This window comes from Shigella sp. FJ200513, assembly GCF_040495915.1.
In the GTDB taxonomy this organism is placed as follows: domain Bacteria; phylum Pseudomonadota; class Gammaproteobacteria; order Enterobacterales; family Enterobacteriaceae; genus ECMA0423.
Genome location: NZ_JBDYCV010000009.1, coordinates 14,489 through 33,394 on the forward strand (window position 1 = coordinate 14,489; position 18,906 = coordinate 33,394).

Annotated in this window: 22 protein-coding genes; 8 read left to right on the forward strand and 14 right to left on the reverse strand. The window is 53.8% G+C overall.

Annotated features, from left to right (window positions below):
* Positions 1 to 58 precede the first annotated feature (58 nt).
* Both ABZJ92_RS03510 and ABZJ92_RS03515 read left to right on the forward strand, forming a co-directional pair.
* Positions 59 to 334 carry a type II toxin-antitoxin system HicA family toxin gene (locus ABZJ92_RS03510; protein WP_001259384.1) on the forward strand — a complete coding sequence of 92 codons (276 nt, stop codon included), beginning with the start codon at positions 59 to 61 and terminating at the stop codon, positions 332 to 334.
* Positions 331 to 690 (forward strand): type II toxin-antitoxin system HicB family antitoxin, encoded by a 360-nt coding sequence (locus tag ABZJ92_RS03515; protein ID WP_000593555.1) that lies wholly within the window; start codon positions 331 to 333, stop codon positions 688 to 690. The genes ABZJ92_RS03510 and ABZJ92_RS03515 overlap by 4 nt, the downstream gene beginning before the upstream one ends.
* A 119-nt stretch (positions 691 to 809) precedes the next feature.
* Here ABZJ92_RS03515 and nikR read toward each other — a convergent pair whose 3' ends face one another.
* The 8 genes from nikR to ABZJ92_RS03555 all read right to left on the reverse strand — a co-directional run bounded on the left by nikR (position 810) and on the right by ABZJ92_RS03555 (position 7,934).
* Positions 810 to 1,211, reverse strand: a complete 402-nt coding sequence (nikR, locus tag ABZJ92_RS03520; RefSeq protein ID WP_001190062.1) for a nickel-responsive transcriptional regulator NikR — start codon at positions 1,209 to 1,211, stop codon at positions 810 to 812.
* 5 nt (positions 1,212 to 1,216) lie between these two features.
* Positions 1,217 to 2,023, reverse strand: a complete 807-nt coding sequence (nikE, locus tag ABZJ92_RS03525) for a nickel import ATP-binding protein NikE (RefSeq protein WP_000173660.1) — start codon at positions 2,021 to 2,023, stop codon at positions 1,217 to 1,219.
* Positions 2,020 to 2,784: a nickel import ATP-binding protein NikD gene (gene nikD, locus ABZJ92_RS03530; protein WP_001136253.1), complete on the reverse strand. Its 765-nt coding sequence runs from the start codon at positions 2,782 to 2,784 to the stop codon at positions 2,020 to 2,022. The genes nikE and nikD overlap by 4 nt, the downstream gene beginning before the upstream one ends.
* On the reverse strand, positions 2,784 to 3,617 hold the full coding sequence (gene nikC / locus ABZJ92_RS03535) for a nickel ABC transporter permease subunit NikC (protein ID WP_001008973.1): 834 nt from the start codon (positions 3,615 to 3,617) through the stop codon (positions 2,784 to 2,786). Before nikC ends, nikD begins: the two co-directional genes overlap by 1 nt.
* Positions 3,614 to 4,558 carry a nickel ABC transporter permease subunit NikB gene (gene nikB / locus ABZJ92_RS03540; protein WP_000947076.1) on the reverse strand — a complete coding sequence of 315 codons (945 nt, stop codon included), beginning with the start codon at positions 4,556 to 4,558 and terminating at the stop codon, positions 3,614 to 3,616. The genes nikC and nikB overlap by 4 nt, the downstream gene beginning before the upstream one ends.
* Positions 4,558 to 6,132: a nickel ABC transporter substrate-binding protein gene (nikA, locus tag ABZJ92_RS03545; RefSeq protein ID WP_000953344.1), complete on the reverse strand. Its 1,575-nt coding sequence runs from the start codon at positions 6,130 to 6,132 to the stop codon at positions 4,558 to 4,560. Before nikA ends, nikB begins: the two co-directional genes overlap by 1 nt.
* 110 nt (positions 6,133 to 6,242) lie before the next feature.
* Complete coding sequence (acpT, locus tag ABZJ92_RS03550) at positions 6,243 to 6,830, reverse strand: 4'-phosphopantetheinyl transferase AcpT (protein WP_000285793.1); 588 nt, start codon at positions 6,828 to 6,830, stop codon at positions 6,243 to 6,245.
* A gap of 54 nt (positions 6,831 to 6,884) precedes the next feature.
* Positions 6,885 to 7,934 carry an AI-2E family transporter gene (locus tag ABZJ92_RS03555; protein ID WP_000449758.1) on the reverse strand — a complete coding sequence of 350 codons (1,050 nt, stop codon included), beginning with the start codon at positions 7,932 to 7,934 and terminating at the stop codon, positions 6,885 to 6,887.
* Positions 7,935 to 8,067: 133 nt separating this feature from the next.
* On the opposite strand from ABZJ92_RS03555, the gene ABZJ92_RS03560 reads away from it, so the two are divergent.
* Complete coding sequence (locus ABZJ92_RS03560) at positions 8,068 to 9,285, forward strand: MFS transporter (RefSeq protein ID WP_001309018.1); 1,218 nt, start codon at positions 8,068 to 8,070, stop codon at positions 9,283 to 9,285.
* 3 nt (positions 9,286 to 9,288) lie between these two features.
* Here the strand turns inward: ABZJ92_RS03560 and dcrB are convergent, their stop codons facing one another.
* Positions 9,289 to 9,846: a phage sensitivity protein DcrB gene (gene dcrB, locus ABZJ92_RS03565; RefSeq protein ID WP_001245295.1), complete on the reverse strand. Its 558-nt coding sequence runs from the start codon at positions 9,844 to 9,846 to the stop codon at positions 9,289 to 9,291.
* A 72-nt stretch (positions 9,847 to 9,918) separates the two neighbouring features.
* Positions 9,919 to 10,584 carry a 7-cyano-7-deazaguanine/7-aminomethyl-7-deazaguanine transporter gene (locus ABZJ92_RS03570; RefSeq protein WP_001100467.1) on the reverse strand — a complete coding sequence of 222 codons (666 nt, stop codon included), beginning with the start codon at positions 10,582 to 10,584 and terminating at the stop codon, positions 9,919 to 9,921.
* A 220-nt stretch (positions 10,585 to 10,804) separates the two neighbouring features.
* On the opposite strand from ABZJ92_RS03570, the gene tusA reads away from it, so the two are divergent.
* A complete protein-coding gene (gene tusA / locus ABZJ92_RS03575; RefSeq protein WP_000130621.1) occupies positions 10,805 to 11,050 on the forward strand; it encodes a sulfurtransferase TusA in 246 nt (81 codons plus the stop codon).
* A gap of 101 nt (positions 11,051 to 11,151) precedes the next feature.
* On the opposite strand, the gene zntA is transcribed toward tusA, so the two are convergent.
* Both zntA and ABZJ92_RS03585 read right to left on the reverse strand, forming a co-directional pair.
* A complete protein-coding gene (gene zntA, locus ABZJ92_RS03580; protein ID WP_000106529.1) occupies positions 11,152 to 13,350 on the reverse strand; it encodes a Zn(II)/Cd(II)/Pb(II) translocating P-type ATPase ZntA in 2,199 nt (732 codons plus the stop codon).
* Between the two features lie 73 nt (positions 13,351 to 13,423).
* On the reverse strand, positions 13,424 to 14,050 hold the full coding sequence (locus tag ABZJ92_RS03585) for a lysoplasmalogenase (RefSeq protein ID WP_000964718.1): 627 nt from the start codon (positions 14,048 to 14,050) through the stop codon (positions 13,424 to 13,426).
* Positions 14,051 to 14,190: 140 nt separating this feature from the next.
* Between ABZJ92_RS03585 and ABZJ92_RS03590 the strand changes: the two genes are divergently transcribed.
* The gene (locus ABZJ92_RS03590) at positions 14,191 to 14,550 is read left to right on the forward strand and encodes a DUF2500 domain-containing protein (RefSeq protein ID WP_000042900.1); all 360 of its coding nucleotides are present in this window, start codon (positions 14,191 to 14,193) and stop codon (positions 14,548 to 14,550) included.
* Positions 14,551 to 14,552: 2 nt separating this feature from the next.
* On the opposite strand, the gene ABZJ92_RS03595 is transcribed toward ABZJ92_RS03590, so the two are convergent.
* Both ABZJ92_RS03595 and rsmD read right to left on the reverse strand, forming a co-directional pair.
* Complete coding sequence (locus ABZJ92_RS03595) at positions 14,553 to 14,822, reverse strand: DUF1145 family protein (RefSeq protein ID WP_001295207.1); 270 nt, start codon at positions 14,820 to 14,822, stop codon at positions 14,553 to 14,555.
* Positions 14,812 to 15,408, reverse strand: a complete 597-nt coding sequence (gene rsmD / locus ABZJ92_RS03600; RefSeq protein WP_000743201.1) for a 16S rRNA (guanine(966)-N(2))-methyltransferase — start codon at positions 15,406 to 15,408, stop codon at positions 14,812 to 14,814. The genes ABZJ92_RS03595 and rsmD overlap by 11 nt, the downstream gene beginning before the upstream one ends.
* 149 nt (positions 15,409 to 15,557) lie before the next feature.
* On the opposite strand from rsmD, the gene ftsY reads away from it, so the two are divergent.
* The 3 genes from ftsY to ftsX are packed head-to-tail and all read left to right on the forward strand — an operon-like array spanning position 15,558 to position 18,776.
* Entirely contained in the window at positions 15,558 to 17,054 is a 1,497-nt protein-coding gene (gene ftsY / locus ABZJ92_RS03605) for a signal recognition particle-docking protein FtsY (protein ID WP_001040711.1), read from the forward strand.
* 2 nt (positions 17,055 to 17,056) lie between these two features.
* Positions 17,057 to 17,725: a cell division ATP-binding protein FtsE gene (gene ftsE / locus ABZJ92_RS03610; RefSeq protein WP_000617723.1), complete on the forward strand. Its 669-nt coding sequence runs from the start codon at positions 17,057 to 17,059 to the stop codon at positions 17,723 to 17,725.
* Entirely contained in the window at positions 17,718 to 18,776 is a 1,059-nt protein-coding gene (ftsX, locus tag ABZJ92_RS03615; protein ID WP_001042003.1) for a permease-like cell division protein FtsX, read from the forward strand. The genes ftsE and ftsX overlap by 8 nt, the downstream gene beginning before the upstream one ends.
* The last annotated feature ends 130 nt before the right edge of the window (positions 18,777 to 18,906 follow it).

An 18,906-nucleotide genomic window follows, 5' to 3' on the forward strand; every position in this document is an offset into this window, starting at 1 on the left:
GGAAGGGAAACTTGACTTCATACTGTGATGTCATAAAGTGAAGTCATAAGGACATGCCATGAGAACCAAGGTACAGGCTTTACGGAAGAAACAAAAAAATACATTGGATCAAATATTTAAAACTCCTGTTCCTCAAGGGATCAAGTGGTCTGATATAGAGTCACTGGTTAAAGCATTAGGCGGAGAAATTAAGGAAGGAAGAGGTTCGCGTTGCAAGTTCATACTAAATATGAGCGTTGCGTGTTTCCATCGGCCTCATCCGTCGCCAGATACCGATAAAGGCGCTGTAGAAAGCGTGTGTGACTGGTTACTAAGTATAGGGGTAAAACCATGATCAAACTGAAGACGCCAAACTCTATGGAGATTGCCGGGCAACCAGCTGTTATTACCTACGTGCCAGAACTGAATGCATTTCGTGGCAAATTCCTGGGCTTGTCAGGTTATTGTGATTTTGTCTCTGACAGTATTCAGGGGCTGCAAAAAGAAGGAGAGCTTTCCCTGCGAGAGTATCTTGAGGATTGTAAAGCTGCGGGTATTGAGCCGTATGCGCGTACAGAAAAGATTAAGACCTTTACGTTACGCTATCCAGAATCGCTGAGTGAACGCCTTAATAATGCGGCTGCGCAGCAACAAGTCTCTGTTAATACCTATATTATTGAAACACTGAATGAGCGTTTGAATCATTTATAAATTTTAGCGACGTACATTACGCAGAATATCTGCCTTTACAGGATCTATCTATGCAACTGAACTTAATTTTATAAATTAAGTTCAGTTAATATCTTTTCTTTCCTTGTTTTAGAAATAACTCAATCTTCCTTCGGCAGGCACTGCAAATGCCCGTGCCGCACGCCGCGCTGGGCGATAACGTCATCGGCAAAATGCTGCACGTCACCCATGTCACCTTTCAACACGGCGATTTCCAGACAGTCGTCGTGGTTGATGTGCACATGTAGCGTGGCGACGGAGAGGTCGTGGTGATGATGCTGGGTGGAAACAATACGGCTGGCTAAGTCGCGTTTTTCGTGTTCATACACATACGACAGCACCGCGAAACCTTGTGTGCCGTGCTGCTGGGTAGCTTCCTGCGCCAGGGCACTACGCAGAATATCGCGGATAGCTTCGGAACGGTTGTTATAACCACGACGCTGGCTCAGGCTGTCCAGCGTCTCCAGTAAATCGTCATCAAGCGTGATGGTGACTCGTTGCATTGGCGTTAAACCTTTTCTGAGGTGCGACGGCGCACGGGGAATGCGGGTAATACCGCGTTTTGTAGCACACGTCCGGCGTCAGAGGAAAAGGTTAATTTATCTCCCACCGCCTGGGTTTCGGCGATTTGTCCGTTGTCCATCACCATCACTCGCTGGCAAAAGCGTTCCACCAGGCGTAAGTCATGAGTGATGAACAGGCAGGCAGTGCCAAACTGTTGTTGTAGCTTTTTCAGCAGGCGAATGACGCCCGCCTGTAACACGAGATCAAGGTTAGAAACGGCTTCATCCAGAATCAGCAATTTCGGTTCGACCGCCAGCGCGCGTGCCAGGCAGACGAGCTGGAGCTGGCCGCCGCTTAACTGCGGTGGGCGTTTGTCGAGAACGCTGTCATCGAGATCGACCGCCTTCAGCATTTCGCTGGCGCGCGCCAGTTGTTCGGATTTTTTCAGTGATAGCAGGTGGCGCATCGGTTCACGCAGGATCTCGCGCACGGTTTTGCGCGGATTCACGGCACTGATGGAGTCCTGAAACACCATCTGAATATCACGGCGGAAGGCTTTACGTTGGGCGCGATTAAGTTTCGCCAGCGATTCGCCGTGCCAGCTAATATTCCCTTGTGAGGGAGACTCTAAGCCTACCAGCAGCCGCGCGAGGGTGCTTTTTCCGCAGCCGCTGCGTCCCAGCAGGGCGACGGTTTCGCCGCTTTTCAGGGTCAGGGAAACGTTATTCAGCACCGCCTGATGTTGATGTTTTCCGCTAAATCCACCGTGGGCATAGTGATGGGAAAGGCCGCAGACGTTAAGTAAGGTCATGATGCCAGCTCCATACCGTAGAGGGCGAGATGAGCGGAAACCAGGCTGCGCGTCACCGTATGTTTGGGGGCGTTAAACAGCGTTTCTACATCGCCCTGTTCGACAATTTTACCTTGTGACATCACCGCCACGTCATCCGCCAGACGCGCCACAACGCCCATATCATGGGTGACCAGCAGCATTCCCGGCGCTTGTTTTTGCATAATGCTTTCCAGCAGATCGAGGATGCGCGCCTGTGCTACCACGTCGAGGTCGGTGGTCGGTTCATCGGCGATGATAAACGGTGATTCACACAGCACCGCCATCGCAATCATCATGCGCTGCAACATGCCGCCGCTCATCTCGAACGGGTACAGCTTCAGCACGCGCGCGGCGTTTTCCAGCCCCACCGCTTCTATGGCAGCGGTAAGCGTAGCGTCATCGGCGGGTTTCCCTAACGCCAGGCAGGTTTCCCGCGCGTGGGTGTGCATGGTGTGCAGTGGATTAAAGGCGCTGCGCGGGTTCTGCATGATGGTGGCAATTTTGATGCCGCGCAGGGCGTAAGGCGAAACCGGTTTGCCATCGGCTAAAATTTCCCCCGCCGTCTGGCGAACGCCAGCGGGCAAAATGCCCAGCGTCGCGGCGCAGGTTAATGATTTCCCGCTGCCGCTACCGCCGACTAACGCCAGCACGCGCCCGCGTTGCAGGGTTAACGATACACCGTGTACCAGCGGCTGCGCGGCCTGTAGCGTGATATTACGTAGTTCAATCTGTTGCGGCATTAGTGTGCGTGCTCCGTCACCAGATGAGGATCCAGATGATCGCGCAGTGCGTCACCCACCAGGTTAAAGGCCATCACGCTGATAAACAGCGCCAGCCCCGGCCAGAACATTTGCAGCGGCTGGGTCCAGATATACTGGCGCGCGTCGTTAATCATCACGCCCCATTCGGCGGTCGGCGCGGTCACACCGAGGCCAAGGAAAGACATCCCCGCGACGTGCAGCATCATATGGCCGATATCCAGCGTTGCCAGCACCAGCAGCGAAGGGATCACCGCGCCTGCCAGATGATCGACAAACACCCGCACATGGCCCGCACCGGAAAGCCGTGACGCCAGCACAAACTCGCGTTGGCGTAGTGAAATCACCAAGCTGCGCACCATGCGTGCATACCACGCCCAGTGCGACAGGGCGATGGCGATAATTACGTTGGTCAGCCCGGTGCCGAGCACGCCAACCATAAAGAACGACAGAATCGAGGTCGGGAAGGTCATAAACATATCGGCGACGCGCATGGTGGCCTGATCAACGTGCCCGCCAATCAACCCGGCGCTGCCGCCAATAACCAGCCCTAATGTCAGCACCAGCAGCAGGCAGGCCATTACCGAACCGAGCGACACGCGGGTCGCTGCCATCAGCCGCGAGAAAATATCGCGACCTAAGTGATCGGTGCCCAGCCAGTGCTGCGCATCCGGCGAAAGCAGGCACGACGGCAAATCAATTGCCTGTGGATCGTACGGCTGCCACCACTGGCTGGTGAGCGCAATCAGCGCCAGCAGGGCGATAATGATCAGCGCCAGGCGTACCGACCAGCGGGAAGAGAGGAAAAAGTTCACGCGTGCGCTCCTTCATGACGACGAATGCGCGGGTCCAGCGCGGCGTTGAGCAAATCGACAATCAAATTACAGACCACAAAAACCACCACCATCATCAGCGTAAAGCACTGAATCACCGGATAGTCACGGTTAAAAATCGCCGACACCGCATAGCGCCCGACGCCAGGCCAGGCAAAGATGTTTTCGATAATCATCGTCCCGCCAATCAATTCGCCAATGTGCATCCCCACGGCGGTGATCATCGGCAGCGAGGCATTGCGCAGAATATGGCGGCGTTCGGTCTGTTTGTCATTCAGGCCGCGTAGCCGCGCCCAGGTGACGTGACGCTGACCGGCGACGTCCAGCATACTGGCGCGCAGCAGTCGCGCGTTAATCGCCAGCGACATAAAGGCGATGGAAACCGCAGGTAAAATGATGTGCTGCCAGCTGCCGTAGCCCATCGCGGGTAGCCATTGCAGATACACCGAAAACGCCATCACTAGCAAAAATGCCAGCCAGAAGTTGGGCATCGACACGCCAAGAAACGCGATAAAGCGCACGGCGAAATCCGGCAAACGATCGCGGTGGCGCGCCGCCCAGATACCGAGCGGTACGGAAGTGAGCAGAATTAATACCAGCGCCGCACCTGCAAGTTCCAGCGTGGCGGGCAGGAAGTTCAGCATATCGTCCAGTACCGGGCGTTGGCTGGCGAATGAGATACCAAAGTCAAGATGCAGCGCCTTCCACAACCAGGTACCGTACTGGACGTACAGCGGCTGATCCAGCCCGAGCATGGTGCGGGTAGAGGCCAGCATCTCCGGCGTCGGCGGCAGGTTAGATAAACGCAGATAATCGAGCGCCGGGTCGCCGGTACCGAGGCGCAGCATCAGAAAAATGATCACCGAGGCGGCGAGCACCATCGGGATCAGCAGCAGAAAGCGGCGTAATACGTAACGCAACATTAAGGTTTCACCGGTTTAATCTGTTCGAACGGAATTTCGGTGGCGATCGGCGCGTAGGGGATATTACCCAGCTCCGGTTTTGATACCACCATCATCGAGATGTAGCTGATAGGCAGATAAACCGCCTCGTCATGCAGACGGGTCAGAATGTCGCGATACAGCGCCTGACGTTGCGTTTCGTCATGGGTCGCCAGCACTTCGCCGATCTCTTTATCAATCAGCGGCTTGTCGGCTAATCCTTGCTGTGCCTGGAAGTCAGCGTGCGACGGTACGCGCATTGAACTCAGGAAGGCGTGTGGATCGTATGGCGCGCCCCAGGTGCGGTGGAAAATCATGCCAAAACGACCGTCGCGCTGACGAGCATAGATACTGCTCTCTTCTTCGCCAATCAGCGAGACATCTGCGCCAATCTGGCGCATATCAGCCTGAATGATTTCCGCCATCGATTTGCTTAACGCATCGGTGCCGATGAACGACAGTTCAATGCGCAGCGGCTGACCATTTTTCTCGCGGATGTCTTTGCCCGCAGGCAGCGTCCAACCGGCTTTTTCCAGCAACTCTTTCGCTTTCTGCGGATCGTACTGGCGCGGTTTCAGGCCGAGATTAGCGTAAGGCACAGAAGGGGCAAACAGGGTGTCGGCGACCTGCTGGGTGCCATATAACGCGTTATCAATCAGCGATTTTTTGTTTACCGCGTAATTAAGAGCTTCACGTACTGCCAGCTCGTTGGTGGGGGCTTTGGCGGTATTGAGCGCCAGCATCACGGTTTCGATCGGCTGTGACAGTTGGGTGTGGTAAGCCGGATTCTGGCTAAAGCGGGCGAAGGTATCGAGCGGTAATAACCCTTCGTTTCCGTACAGCAGGTCGATATCGCCAGTTTCAAACGCCACCGCGCGGGTAGTCGGGTCCGGGATGACGTTAAAGGTGATCTTTTTAATCGCTGGCTTTTCGCCCCAGTAGTTTTCGTTACGGACGAAGACATCGTACTGATTTAGTTTCGATTCCTGCAAAATCCACGGTCCGGTGCCAATCGGCGCTTTAATTCCGTTCATGGTTTCATGGTTTTTAAACTGCGAGGGAGCGATAAAACGGAAAGGACGGGGCAGGGCCAGTTCTTGCAGGAAAGGATAGTAGGCGCTTTTCAGGGTAATTTGCAGCTCTGTTTTATTGAGTGCTTTAACATCAACAATCTGGTTTGCCAGCTCCAGCCAGGCGTGACGTTGACGGTTATCGAGCACTGCGCGGAAGTTTTCTGCCGCCGCCTCGGCATCGAACGGTTCACCGTTGGAGAATTTCACGTCATCACGCAGGGTGAAGGTCCAGGTTTTACCATCTTCTGAATGAGTCCAGCTTTTTGCCAGCCACGGGATCACCGAACCGTCTGCCTGATATTTCACCAATGGTTCATAAACCATGCTCTGGGCGAACATCTGGTTAGGCGTGTAAAGGTGCGGGTTTAGTGGCCCGACATTCACCGGCCAGGCGGTGGTGATTTCATCTGGTGCAGCGGCATGGACGATAAAAGACGCACAAGCCAGCAGCGCAAATAGAGTGCGGCGGAGTGTGGAGAGCATGGTAACCCCAATGGATTAAAATAGATGGCGGAAATAAGTATGACGATTTTAAGTATTCGTCATACTGATTACCTGTTCTGGATCAATAGATGGGCAGTCGGGTGGGCGGATCAGTTAACTGAATCGATCCATTGCACACTGTCGGCGGTGAGCGTAAAGGGGGTGGGGGTGCAGATCGCAAGGCTTAAATTTTCTAGCTGACAATGGCTGACTGACAGCGAGGAGTGATAGGTGCTATCTACGCTGACGATTTGCCAGGCGCTGCCGCCACGCTGTTTAACGATGGCTTCTTTGCGCGTCCAGATGCGCCAGAACATTTCCAGTTGCTGATCAGGATGCACGGCGTCCATTTCAGCGTGTTCCCCGAGGCTGAACACGGCGTTCGCCAGCCAGCGCCAGTTGACGCGCGGGCGAATCACTTCGATATCGCAGCCGACTTCGCCTTCATCGCTCAACAGCAGAGCGATATCGTCACCGCTATGGCTTAAGTTGAACCATAGCGGCGTTTCCGGCGCGAATGCAGGTTTGCCTTGTTCGCCATAGATGATCTCCGGTAGCGGGGAAAGCGTGTGCGAAAGCAATGTACGCCCCGCCAGCCAGCGTTCGCGTCGTGGACCTTGCGGTGCTTGCTCGCGTAAACCCGGTGGCAGTGGAGCTGCGCTTAAGGTCGAAACTTTCCCCAGAACTATCCGATACATATCAGGGCCAACGTTTAATGGAAAATGAAAGTGCGTATCGTATCACTTGTCGCCTCATCCCGGTAACCGACTTTTCGGTCTGCCCGGCCCCAGTAAAATCGCCAGTTTGCTGCCACCTTTCGTCGTTTCCATCCAGATTTTACACACGCTGGTTAATGGCACCGAAAGTAGCATCCCTACCGGGCCGAGCAGCCATCCCCAGATTAACAATGAAAGAAATACCACCATGGTGGACATCCCCAGGCGATGGCCCATCATCCGTGGTTCTAAAATATTGCCGATGACCATATGGACCACTAAAAACAATGCGCCGACCAGAATACATTCGTAAACACCATTAAACAGCAGCACCTGAATCATTGGCGGTACGGCGGAAATTACCGCGCCGATATTGGGCACGTAGTTGAGCAAAAACGCCAGTACTGCCCACATCAGCGCAAACTGTACGCCCATTAGCGCCAGCCCCAGCCAGACGATGACACCTGTCCATAAACTGAGTAGCGTCTTTAACGCCAGATAATGCGAAACGCCTTTAAGTGCGCGGTGTAATCCTGCGATGTGAATCTGTGGGTTATTCAGCGCAAAACGCATTTTGTAAGGGACGTGGCGCACTTCAAACAGCATAAAAACTACGGTCATCACCAGCAAAAGCACGCTCGCCATTGCCCCGGAAAGCCCGGTCATTAGCGCTGTGGTGAAGGTAACCACTTTTTCCGAGTCCATCCGCTGCAGCATTCGCTCCGGCGACATATGCAAATTAAGAAAAGGCAACATCTCCTGCAATTTAAAAAGTTTGCGCGTCAGCTCCTTATTAAACTTCGGCAGCATAGAGATAAATTCGTTAAACGATGCCGCCAGTACGCCGACCAGCGCGGTTAGTGCGATCAGCATCACCACCACTACAATCGTAATGGCAACGGGGCGTTGTACTCCCCGACGAATAAACCAGGTAACGAGCGGGTTGAGGACGATGGCAAAAAACAGCGCCAGTAACAGCTGCACAATGATATCTGCCGCTGCGTGAATGCCCGCGAGGATCACTACCAGCGAGGCCAACTTGAGCAGAATGTGCATGCCCGTTTTATCGGGTTGAGGGGTTTCCATTGGGGCTTCCTTGTGACTTTTTGTGTTAAGTGTAGCGCGGGAGTCACGCCAGCAATATTCTGATTCTTACTGCTGATTTTCACGTCAGCACATGGTAAAAATGAAACACTGTTGTAAAAATGTGGTGATCCTCATGCCCGAACCCGTAGCCGAACCCGCGCTAAACGGATTGCGCCTGAATTTGCGCATTGTCTCCATTGTCATGTTTAACTTCGCCAGCTACCTCACCATCGGGTTGCCGCTCGCTGTATTACCGGGCTATGTCCATGATGTGATGGGCTTTAGCGCCTTCTGGGCAGGATTGGTTATCAGCCTGCAATATTTCGCCACCTTGCTGAGCCGCCCTCATGCCGGACGTTACGCCGATTTGCTGGGACCCAAAAAGATTGTCGTCTTCGGTTTATGCGGCTGCTTTTTGAGCGGTCTGGGGTATCTGACGGCAGGATTAACCGCCAGTCTGCCTGTCATCAGCCTGTTATTACTTTGCCTGGGGCGCGTCATCCTTGGGATTGGGCAAAGTTTTGCCGGAACGGGATCGACCCTATGGGGCGTTGGAGTGGTTGGCTCGCTGCATATCGGGCGGGTGATTTCGTGGAACGGCATTGTCACTTACGGGGCGATGGCGATGGGTGCGCCGTTAGGCGTCGTGTTTTATCACTGGGGCGGCTTGCAGGCGTTAGCGTTAATCATTATGGGCGTGGCGCTGGTGGCCATTTTGTTGGCGATCCCGCGTCCGACGGTAAAAGCCAGTAAAGGCAAACCGCTGCCGTTTCGCGCGGTGCTTGGGCGCGTCTGGCTGTACGGTATGGCGCTGGCACTGGCTTCCGCCGGATTTGGCGTCATCGCCACCTTTATCACGCTGTTTTATGACGCTAAAGGTTGGGACGGTGCGGCTTTCGCGCTGACGCTGTTTAGCTGTGCGTTTGTCGGTACGCGTTTGTTATTCCCTAACGGCATTAACCGTATCGGTGGCTTAAACGTAGCGATGATTTGCTTTAGCGTTGAGATAATCGGCCTGCTACTGGTTGGCGTGGCGACTATGCCGTGGATGGCGAAAATCGGCGTCTTACTGGCGGGGGCCGGGTTTTCGCTGGTGTTCCCGGCATTGGGTGTAGTGGCGGTAAAAGCGGTTCCGCAGCAAAATCAGGGGGCGGCGCTGGCAACTTACACCGTATTTATGGATTTATCGCTTGGCGTGACTGGACCACTGGCTGGGCTGGTGATGAGCTGGGCGGGCGTACCGGTGATTTATCTGGCGGCGGCGGGACTGGTCGCAATCGCGTTATTACTGACGTGGCGATTAAAAAAACGGCCTCCGGAACACGTCCCTGAGGCCGCCTCATCATCTTAAAACTTACTGAATAACCAGCGTATTAATGATGTTTTCTGCGGTGGTTTGCGCTTTTTGCTGATCGTCAGCTGGCAGCGTAATTTGCATGGTCAGCAGTTGATTACCCACGTTACCCAGAATAACGGAAGAGTACGCCGTCTGGCCTTTCGCGGAGATAATACTGTCTAACTGCTGCATTTTGTGACCTTTCAGCTCAATGGCTTTATTGGTTACCACTTGCAGCTGCGGATCGCGGCTACGTTGCTGATCTTCCAGACGCTTCGCCAACACCGCCAGATCTTCTTTCGGATCATCGCCCATGATGACGATGACTGCTTTCTGCCCGGTGGCGTCGGACCAGACATGCATGTTATTGGCCTGCGTTCCCAGCTTACCGCTCTGGTCGGTCATATCCGCTGGCAGCGAGAAACTTAACTTGCCATCAAGCAGGTTGACGGGATTCCCGGTAGCGTTACTTTCCGCAACCGAACCCTGCGCCGTAGCGTTAGTGTCTTTATCATCACAGGCCGCAAGCCCCATAACCAGCAGGCCAATTCCGACATATTTAACCAGATTGCGCATTGACTTCTTCCTTTCGATAAACGGCCATAACGGCTCATTCATCCATCTTATCACAACTCTGATAACGAACCTTTAACTCGCCTGCAAAGCGTTGATTTCGGATTTATCTGCCAGTCTTTTCAACAGCATATTGAGTAATACGCCATACATTGGCAGGAAGAAAACGATACTGATTAACACTTTGAAACAGTAATCGACCAGCGCGATTTCCATCCAGTGTTCAGCCATAAAGGCATCCGGGCTACGCCAGAAGGCAATGAAGAAAAAGGCCAGCGTGTCGCTGACGTTACCGAACAGTGTGGACGCTGTCGGTGCCAGCCACCAGCGGCGACTCTGACGCAGGCGGTTAAAAACGTGCACGTCGAGGATTTGCCCCAGCGCGTAGGCCATGAAACTGGCGGTGGCGATACGGGCGACAAACAGGTTGAAGTGGGCGAGTGCGCCGAATCCCTGCCAGGAACCCATATAGAATAGCGACGAGATGACGTAGGAGATTAATAACGCAGGGATCATTACCGCGAAGATAATGCGTCGGGCCAGCGGTGCGCCAAAAATACGCACGGTCAGGTCGGTAGCAAGAAAAATAAACGGAAAGCTAAACGCGCCCCAGGTGGTATGGAAACCAAAAATGGAGACGGGAAGCTGAACCAGATAGTTACTGGAGGTGATCACCAGAAGATGAAATAACGATAACCAGAACAACGCCTTATAGCGTTGAGTTTGCGAGAAAACGTTCATATTGTACCTTTTTGATTAACCATTGGGGTGAGGGAACCCAATACGTACGACACGTCTGTTACCTTAACATAATAACGTGCTTACCCTTTTTTCGAGCCGCCGCATGATACTGCTTTACGTTGACAATGCAATGGTTAATTTTCACGCAATCGTTAACCTGGTTTGCTTACGGACTCACAGGGCGTAAACTAGCGCCGTTTTTTTAAGTGATGAGAAGAAAATGACCGATCTCTTTTCCAGCCCTGACCACACACTCGACGCGCTTGGCCTGCGCTGCCCGGAACCGGTGATGATGGTGCGCAAAACCGTGCGCAATATGCAGCCTGGCGAAACGTTGCTGATTATCGCCGACGATCCGGCCACTACCCGCGATATTCCTGGGTTTTGTACCTTTATGGAACACGAACTGGTTGCGAAAGAGACGGATGGACTGCCTTATCGTTATTTGATTCGTAAAGGCGGTTGATAGGGGCTGATTGGCTTCGATGCCGCCTTTTCCTCACCCCCTAACCCTCTCCCCAGAGGGGCGAGGGGACCGATCGCGCTCAATGTTGCGATCGGTTTGCCTTATCTCCTGCGCAACAACCTTAACGCATTCGCCGTCACCAGCACCGTCGCACCCGTATCTGCCAGCACTGCCAGCCACAACCCGGTCATCCCTAAAAGCGTGGTGACGAGGAAGATCCCTTTCAGTCCCAGCGCAATGGTGATGTTCTGGCGGATATTGGCGTGAGTGGCGCGTGCCAGTTCAATCATTTGCACCAGGCCGCGCAGGTGGTTATGGGTTAATGCTGCGTCGGCGGTTTCCAGCGCCACGTCTGTGCCGCTACCCATAGCAATCCCGATGGCGGCAGCTTTCATCGCTGGCGCGTCGTTAATACCATCACCGACCATCGCCAGGGGCGCATGTTGATTCAGCTTGGTCACCGCTTTGACTTTATCTTCCGGCAATAGGCCCGCTTTAAACTCCAGCCCCAGCTCCCCGGCAATTGCCGCCGCTGCGCGTGGATTATCGCCGGTGAGGATCACTCCTTTAACCCCCAGCGCGTTCAGTTCACTGATGGCAGTTGTAGCGTCGGCGCGCAGGGTATCCTGCAATGCAATGATACCCAGCACGTCATCATTACGTACTACCAGCACAACCGTTTGCCCGGCGCTTTCCAGTTCATTAATCAAACCAGCAAATGCATCAGCGGGATGTTTCCCGGCAGCGCATATCAACACGCGCTCACCATTAACCTGCGCTTCAATGCCAGACCCGACCAGTGCCCGCTGTGATTCGGCGGTGGGAATGGCGAGTTCAGCAACCTGTGCTTCGCGTACGATGGCTTGCGCCAGTGGATGCGTCGCGCCTTGCTCGACCGCCGCCGCCAGTGTCAGCAGTTCAGATTCACTAATACCCGTTGCCGGATGAATCGCGGTAACGCGCGGTTTACCGACGGTCAGCGTACCGGTTTTATCAAACGCCACTTGGGTAACACGACCTAGTTGTTCCAGCGCCGCACCGCCTTTAATTAACGCCCCACGACGCGCTGCTGCTGCCAGCCCGGAGGTTATCGCCGCAGGCGTTGAGATAACTAACGCACACGGGCAACCAATCAGCAGCAGCGTCAGACCTTTATAAATCCACTCCTGCCAGCTGGCGGCAAACAGCAGCGGCGGCACTAGCGTTACCAGCAGGGCGACGGCCATAATCGCTGGCGTATAAATACGGCTGAAACGGTCGATAAACCGCTCAATGGGGGCGCGGCGCTCTTCGGCTTCTTCGATCAGTTTCAGAATCCGGTCAATGGCGCTGGCACCCGGTTCTGACAGCACTTCCAGCGTTACCAGACGGTCTACGCTGGTGGCTCCTGCAGGAACTTTATCGCCCGTCGCGCGCTCCACCGGAATGGATTCTCCGGTTAGGGCGCTTTCATCAAAACTGGCAAACGGTGAGAGCAGTTTACCGTCGGCAGGCAAACGCCCACCTGCGGCGACTTCAATCACATCGCCAGGCCGCAGGCTGTTAATCGCCACCTCTTCCCGCTCACCGTTACGCAGGCGCGTGGCGGTTTCTGGTTTCAGCGCCATTAACGCGCTAACGCCCTGACGCGCGCGGCTGGCGGCCCAGCCTTCCAGTCGTTCACCAATCAAAAACAGCAGCAACACCATCGCAGCTTCAGCCGTTGCGCCAATAAACAGTGCACCAATAGCGGCTACGCTCATTAAGGTTTCAATGGCGAAGTAGCTGCCGGATTTGATCAGCCGTAATGCCTGACGAGCAATCGGGTACAGCCCAACTAGCGTGGTCGCGATAAACGCCAGTTGCCCGAACGGATGATTGAACTGCTCCAGACCCCAGCTGATTGCCATCATCACGATAAGCGTAATCAGCGGCAGATTCTCTTTCAGGCGCGATGCTTGTGGCTCGTCGGCGGCCTGCTCATCGCGCAGGGAATAGCCCGCTTTTTGCACCGCAGATTCAACCTGGGCACGGATGTCATTGTCGGCATCAACCACCAGTTTTTCGGTGGCGAACAACACCTGCACCTGATTCACGCCTGCAAGCTGGCGCACGGCATTTTCTACCTTGCGCGCACAGGCGGCGCAGTCCATGCCGCTGACTTTCCAGCTATAGCGGGTGCCGGAGACGTTTTCAGAGAGCGTTGGCGAGCTGGAGCATGCGCCGTCGCAGCAACAGTCGTTGGCGTTCTGTACCGTGGTTAGCGGTTTGAACGCAGCAAATTGAGGGGCTTTCTTGCCGTGATTGTCAGGTGTCGACATGGCATCCTCCGGTTAAGTTTTTTCTCATTAACCGAAGGATACACTCTGGAGTCGACTCCAGAGTCAAGTTTTATCAGAGATACAGTGAGCGGACGATGAGGAAGTGACCGGCAAAGTAGCAGGCCGCAGCAATCGCGTTATCCGCACGGAAGCGTCGGCGATAGTGGCTCCCCAGCCAGACAAAGTTACTGATAAACAGCAACGAAGCGCCAACAAACGCAGAGAGCGCCGGAGCGGTCGGACGGAAGAACCACAGTTCACCTGCCAGCCACACCATCACCAGCGTCATGCCGATAAACGTGCAGATAGGCCAACGGTACTCTTCCAGCCGCGTCCAGATAATCGCCAGTAGCAGCGCACCCAGAACCAGCAACACCAGTGGCAGAGGCCAGAAGAAAGAGAGCGTCATCTGACTGGCGAAATAGATGGTGTACAGCAGGTGCGAGAGGAAAAACGCGCCGATGGCGTACATCAGACGTTGACGTGGCAACAGGGTTAGCGCATCGCCCAGCAGTGAGGCGCACAGTCCCGCCAGCACCAGATAGCTAATGGCGTCGAACATCGGTGCTTGCCAGGCCAGTAACAGCAGGAGAAGAAGGGTTAACGGTTTAAACACCCAGCGTTGCCAGGTTGGCCCACGATACGATGCATCCACAGATAGCCATGCGGAAAGACAGACAGCGATAAACGACCAAAGCATCTTAGTTCCTTGAATTCGTTATTTTTTCGTAAGCAGAATGCCTACGGTCTTGCTTCCAGTTTAGTGGCGAGGGTGGACGGATGACAACACCATAACTGGCAGGGTATGCTTAATTCCGCATTTTCCGATGAGGGATAAAGATGAGTAAACCACCTCTTTTCTTTATTGTTATCATTGGCTTAATTGTCGTCGCCGCATCGTTTCGTTTTATGCAACAGCGACGGGAAAAAGCTGATAATGATATGGCTCCGCTCCAGCAAAAGCTGGTGGTGGTGAGCAACAAGCGGGAAAAACCGATTAACGATCGCCGTTCGCGCCAGCAGGAAGTGACTCCGGCAGGCACCAGTATGCGCTATGAGGCAAGCTTCAAACCGCAAAGCGGAGGAATGGAGCAGACGTTTCGCCTCGACGCCCAGCAGTACCACGCCCTGACAGTGGGCGATAAAGGTACGCTGAGCTATAAAGGAACGCGCTTTGTTAGCTTTGTTGGCGAACAATAAGGTTATTTTTTAACTTTAAATTTCTTCTGCCAGACCAGCAGTTCAAACACGCCGAAAAGGAAAATCCGCACCTTTTCGGCGGTGGTCATCTGCGGGCCATCTTTCGGTAAAGTGGATTTCAATAGCGCCAGCTGCATACCATGCATCAGCACGGTAAAAATCAGCGCCACGTTAACGAAAATATTTAGCGGGCGCGGGAAGGGATGCACCAGATTGAGGATTAAAAATCCCCAAACGCAGAGCATTAACAAACGACCAATATTAATCAGCATCACTTTCTCCTTGTGCTTCGTGTTGATACAGCCGATAAGCCACCTGACCCGCCACTTTTTCCCGATGTAATGACCAGTTTGCCGGAACAGTGGGCAGACCGTTTTCGACTTCGCTTTCGACATAAATCAGGGCTTCGTCAGCCAGCCAGCCGTTATCTTCCAGTAAATTTATCGTCTCTTCTAACAAGCCACGGCGGAACGGTGGATCGACAAACACGATATTATGCGGTGTGCCTTTTTGCGCCAGGAATGACATTGCGTTGCTGTTCACCACGCGTGCATTGCCTGCTTTTAGTGTCGCCAGATTCTTAATTAACTGCTGAGAAACCACGCGATCCATCTCAATCAACGTTGCCCCCGCAGCGTAGCGCGATAACGCTTCCAGCCCCAGCGCGCCGCTCCCGGCGAAGCAATCCAGACATTGGGCGTCAACAATGACCGGAGCCAGCCAGTTAAACAACGTTTCGCGTACGCGGTCGGTGGTGGGGCGCAGACCTGGGCTATCAGGAACCGGGAGTTTACGGCCTCGCCACTGCCCGCCAATAATGCGGATTTGGCCGCTGCCGGAATGATTCGGTTTTTTCATGATAAATTGCTCAATCCGCCAGATAACACATACTTGCAGGCGGTGATGTGAATTAAGTTAAGTGATAGACTATTTCATCATTTTTTTAGCTGCTATGTACATAGCGTTAACGCTGTGCCATGAAGCAACAGCGAGGAGTGTAGTCGCAAATGGCGAAAGAAAAAAGACGTGGCTTTTTTTCCTGGCTGGGCTTTGGTCAAAAAGAGCAGACCCCGGAAAAAGAGACAGAAGTTCAGAATGAACAACCGGTTGTAGAAGAAATCGTTCAGGCGCAAGAGCCTGCGAAGGCTTCTGAACAAGCCGTTGAAGAGCAGCCGCAGGCGCATACTGAAGCCGAGGCGGAAACTTTTGCTGCCGACGTTGTGGAAGTCACTGAACAGGTTGTTGAAAGTGAAAAAGCGCAGCCTGAAGCGGAAGTTGTTGCACAGCCGGAACCGGTCGTAGAAGAAACGCCGGAGCCAGTGGCTATCGAACGTGAAGAGCTGCCGTTGCCGGAAGACGTCAACGCCGAAGAGGTTTCGTCAGAAGAGTGGCAGGCTGAAGCGGAAACCGTAGAGATTGTCGAAGCGGCAGAAGAAGAAGCGGCTAAAGAAGAAATCACCGACGAAGAGCTGGAAGCACAGGCGCTGGCTGCCGAAGCGGCAGAAGAGGCGGTGATGGTAGTTCCTCCGGCAGAAGAAGAGCAGCCGGTTGCAGAAATTGCCCAGGAGCAAGAAAAACCGACCAAAGAAGGCTTCTTCGCGCGCCTGAAACGCAGCCTGTTAAAAACCAAAGAAAATCTCGGTTCCGGATTTATCAGCCTGTTCCGCGGTAAAAAAATCGACGATGATCTGTTTGAAGAGCTGGAAGAACAGCTGTTGATCGCCGATGTGGGCGTGGAAACCACACGTAAAATTATCACCAATCTGACGGAAGGCGCATCCCGCAAGCAGCTTCGTGATGCCGAGGCGCTCTATGGCCTGCTGAAAGAAGAGATGGGCGAGATTCTGGCGAAAGTCGATGAGCCGCTGAATGTTGAAGATAAAACGCCGTTCGTGATCCTGATGGTGGGCGTCAACGGTGTGGGTAAAACCACGACGATTGGTAAGCTGGCGCGTCAGTTTGAGCAGCAGGGTAAATCGGTGATGCTGGCGGCGGGCGATACTTTCCGTGCAGCTGCGGTTGAACAGCTTCAGGTCTGGGGTCAGCGCAACAATATTCCGGTGATTGCCCAGCATACCGGTGCGGATTCCGCCTCTGTTATCTTCGACGCCATTCAGGCAGCTAAAGCGCGTAATATCGACGTCCTGATTGCCGATACCGCCGGACGTCTGCAGAACAAATCGCATCTGATGGAAGAGTTGAAGAAAATCGTCCGCGTGATGAAGAAACTCGACGTTGAAGCGCCGCATGAAGTTATGCTGACTATTGATGCCAGCACCGGGCAGAACGCGGTAAGCCAGGCCAAACTGTTCCACGAAGCTGTTGGCTTAACCGGCATCACGCTAACGAAACTGGACGGCACGGCGAAAGGCGGGGTAATTTTCTCGGTGGCTGACCAGTTTGGTATCCCTATCCGCTACATTGGTGTCGGCGAACGTATTGAGGATTTGCGTCCGTTTAAGGCGGACGACTTTATAGAGGCACTTTTTGCCCGAGAGGATTAACAATGATTCGCTTTGAACATGTCAGCAAGGCTTATCTCGGTGGGAGACAGGCGCTGCAGGGCGTTACGTTCCATATGCAGCCGGGTGAGATGGCGTTTCTGACCGGTCATTCCGGCGCAGGGAAAAGTACCCTCCTGAAGCTGATCTGTGGGATTGAGCGGCCCAGCGCCGGGAAAATCTGGTTTAGCGGCCATGACATCACGCGTCTGAAAAACCGTGAAGTTCCGTTTCTGCGCCGCCAGATTGGCATGATTTTCCAGGATCACCATCTACTGATGGACCGTACTGTCTACGATAACGTGGCGATCCCGCTGATTATCGCTGGTGCCAGCGGTGACGATATTCGTCGCCGGGTGTCGGCGGCACTGGATAAAGTCGGGCTACTGGACAAAGCGAAGAACTTCCCTATTCAGCTTTCCGGCGGTGAACAACAGCGTGTTGGCATTGCCCGCGCGGTGGTGAATAAGCCCGCGGTACTGCTGGCGGACGAACCGACCGGTAACCTGGACGACGCGTTGTCGGAAGGGATTCTACGTCTGTTTGAAGAGTTTAACCGCGTTGGGGTAACCGTATTGATGGCAACGCACGACATTAATCTGATTTCACGGCGTTCCTATCGCATGCTCACCCTGAGCGATGGTCACTTGCATGGAGGCGTGGGCCATGAATAAGCGCGATGCAATCAATCATATTCGGCAGTTTGGTGGGCGTCTGGATCGCTTCCGTAAATCGGTCGGCGGCTCAGGCGACGGCGGTCGTAACGCACCGAAACGCGCGAAATCCTCGCCAAAACCGGTAAATCGCAAAACCAACGTTTTCAACGAACAGGTGCGCTATGCCTTCCACGGCGCATTGCAGGATCTGAAAAGCAAACCGTTCGCCACGTTTTTAACGGTGATGGTTATCGCCATCTCCCTGACGCTGCCCAGCGTCTGTTATATGGTGTACAAAAACGTTAATCAGGCGGCGACGCAGTATTATCCGTCACCGCAAATCACTGTTTACTTGCAAAAAACGCTGGACGATGACGCCGCTGCGGGCGTGGTGGCACAGTTGCAGGCCGAGCAAGGCGTGGAGAAAGTGAACTATCTTTCTCGTGAAGACGCACTGGGCGAGTTCCGTAACTGGTCTGGTTTTGGTGGTGCGCTGGATATGCTGGAAGAAAACCCGCTTCCGGCAGTGGCGGTGGTGATCCCGAAACTCGATTTTCAGGGGACGGAATCACTCAATACGCTGCGTGATCGTATCACGCAGATTAACGGTATTGACGAAGTGCGGATGGATGACAGCTGGTTTGCCCGTCTGGCGGCGTTGACCGGGCTGGTTGGGCGCGTTTCGGCGATGATCGGCGTGTTGATGGTGGCGGCAGTGTTCCTCGTCATCGGCAACAGCGTACGTCTGAGCATCTTTGCTCGCCGTGACTCCATCAACGTGCAGAAACTGATTGGTGCGACGGATGGTTTCATCCTTCGCCCGTTCCTGTACGGCGGTGCGCTGCTGGGATTTTCTGGCGCATTGTTGTCATTAATTTTGTCAGAAATTCTGGTACTGCGTTTGTCGTCAGCGGTGGCGGAAGTGGCACAGGTTTTCGGAACGAAGTTTGATATCAATGGTTTATCGTTCGATGAATGCCTGCTATTGCTGCTGGTATGCTCGATGATTGGCTGGGTGGCAGCGTGGCTTGCCACGGTACAACATTTACGCCACTTTACGCCTGAATAATAAAAGCGTGTTATACTCTTTCCCTGCAATGGGTTCCGTAGCAGGGAAAGAGACCCCGTTGTCTCTTCCCGGTATTTCATCTCTATGTCACATTTTGTGCGTAATTTATTCACAAGCTTGCATTGAACTT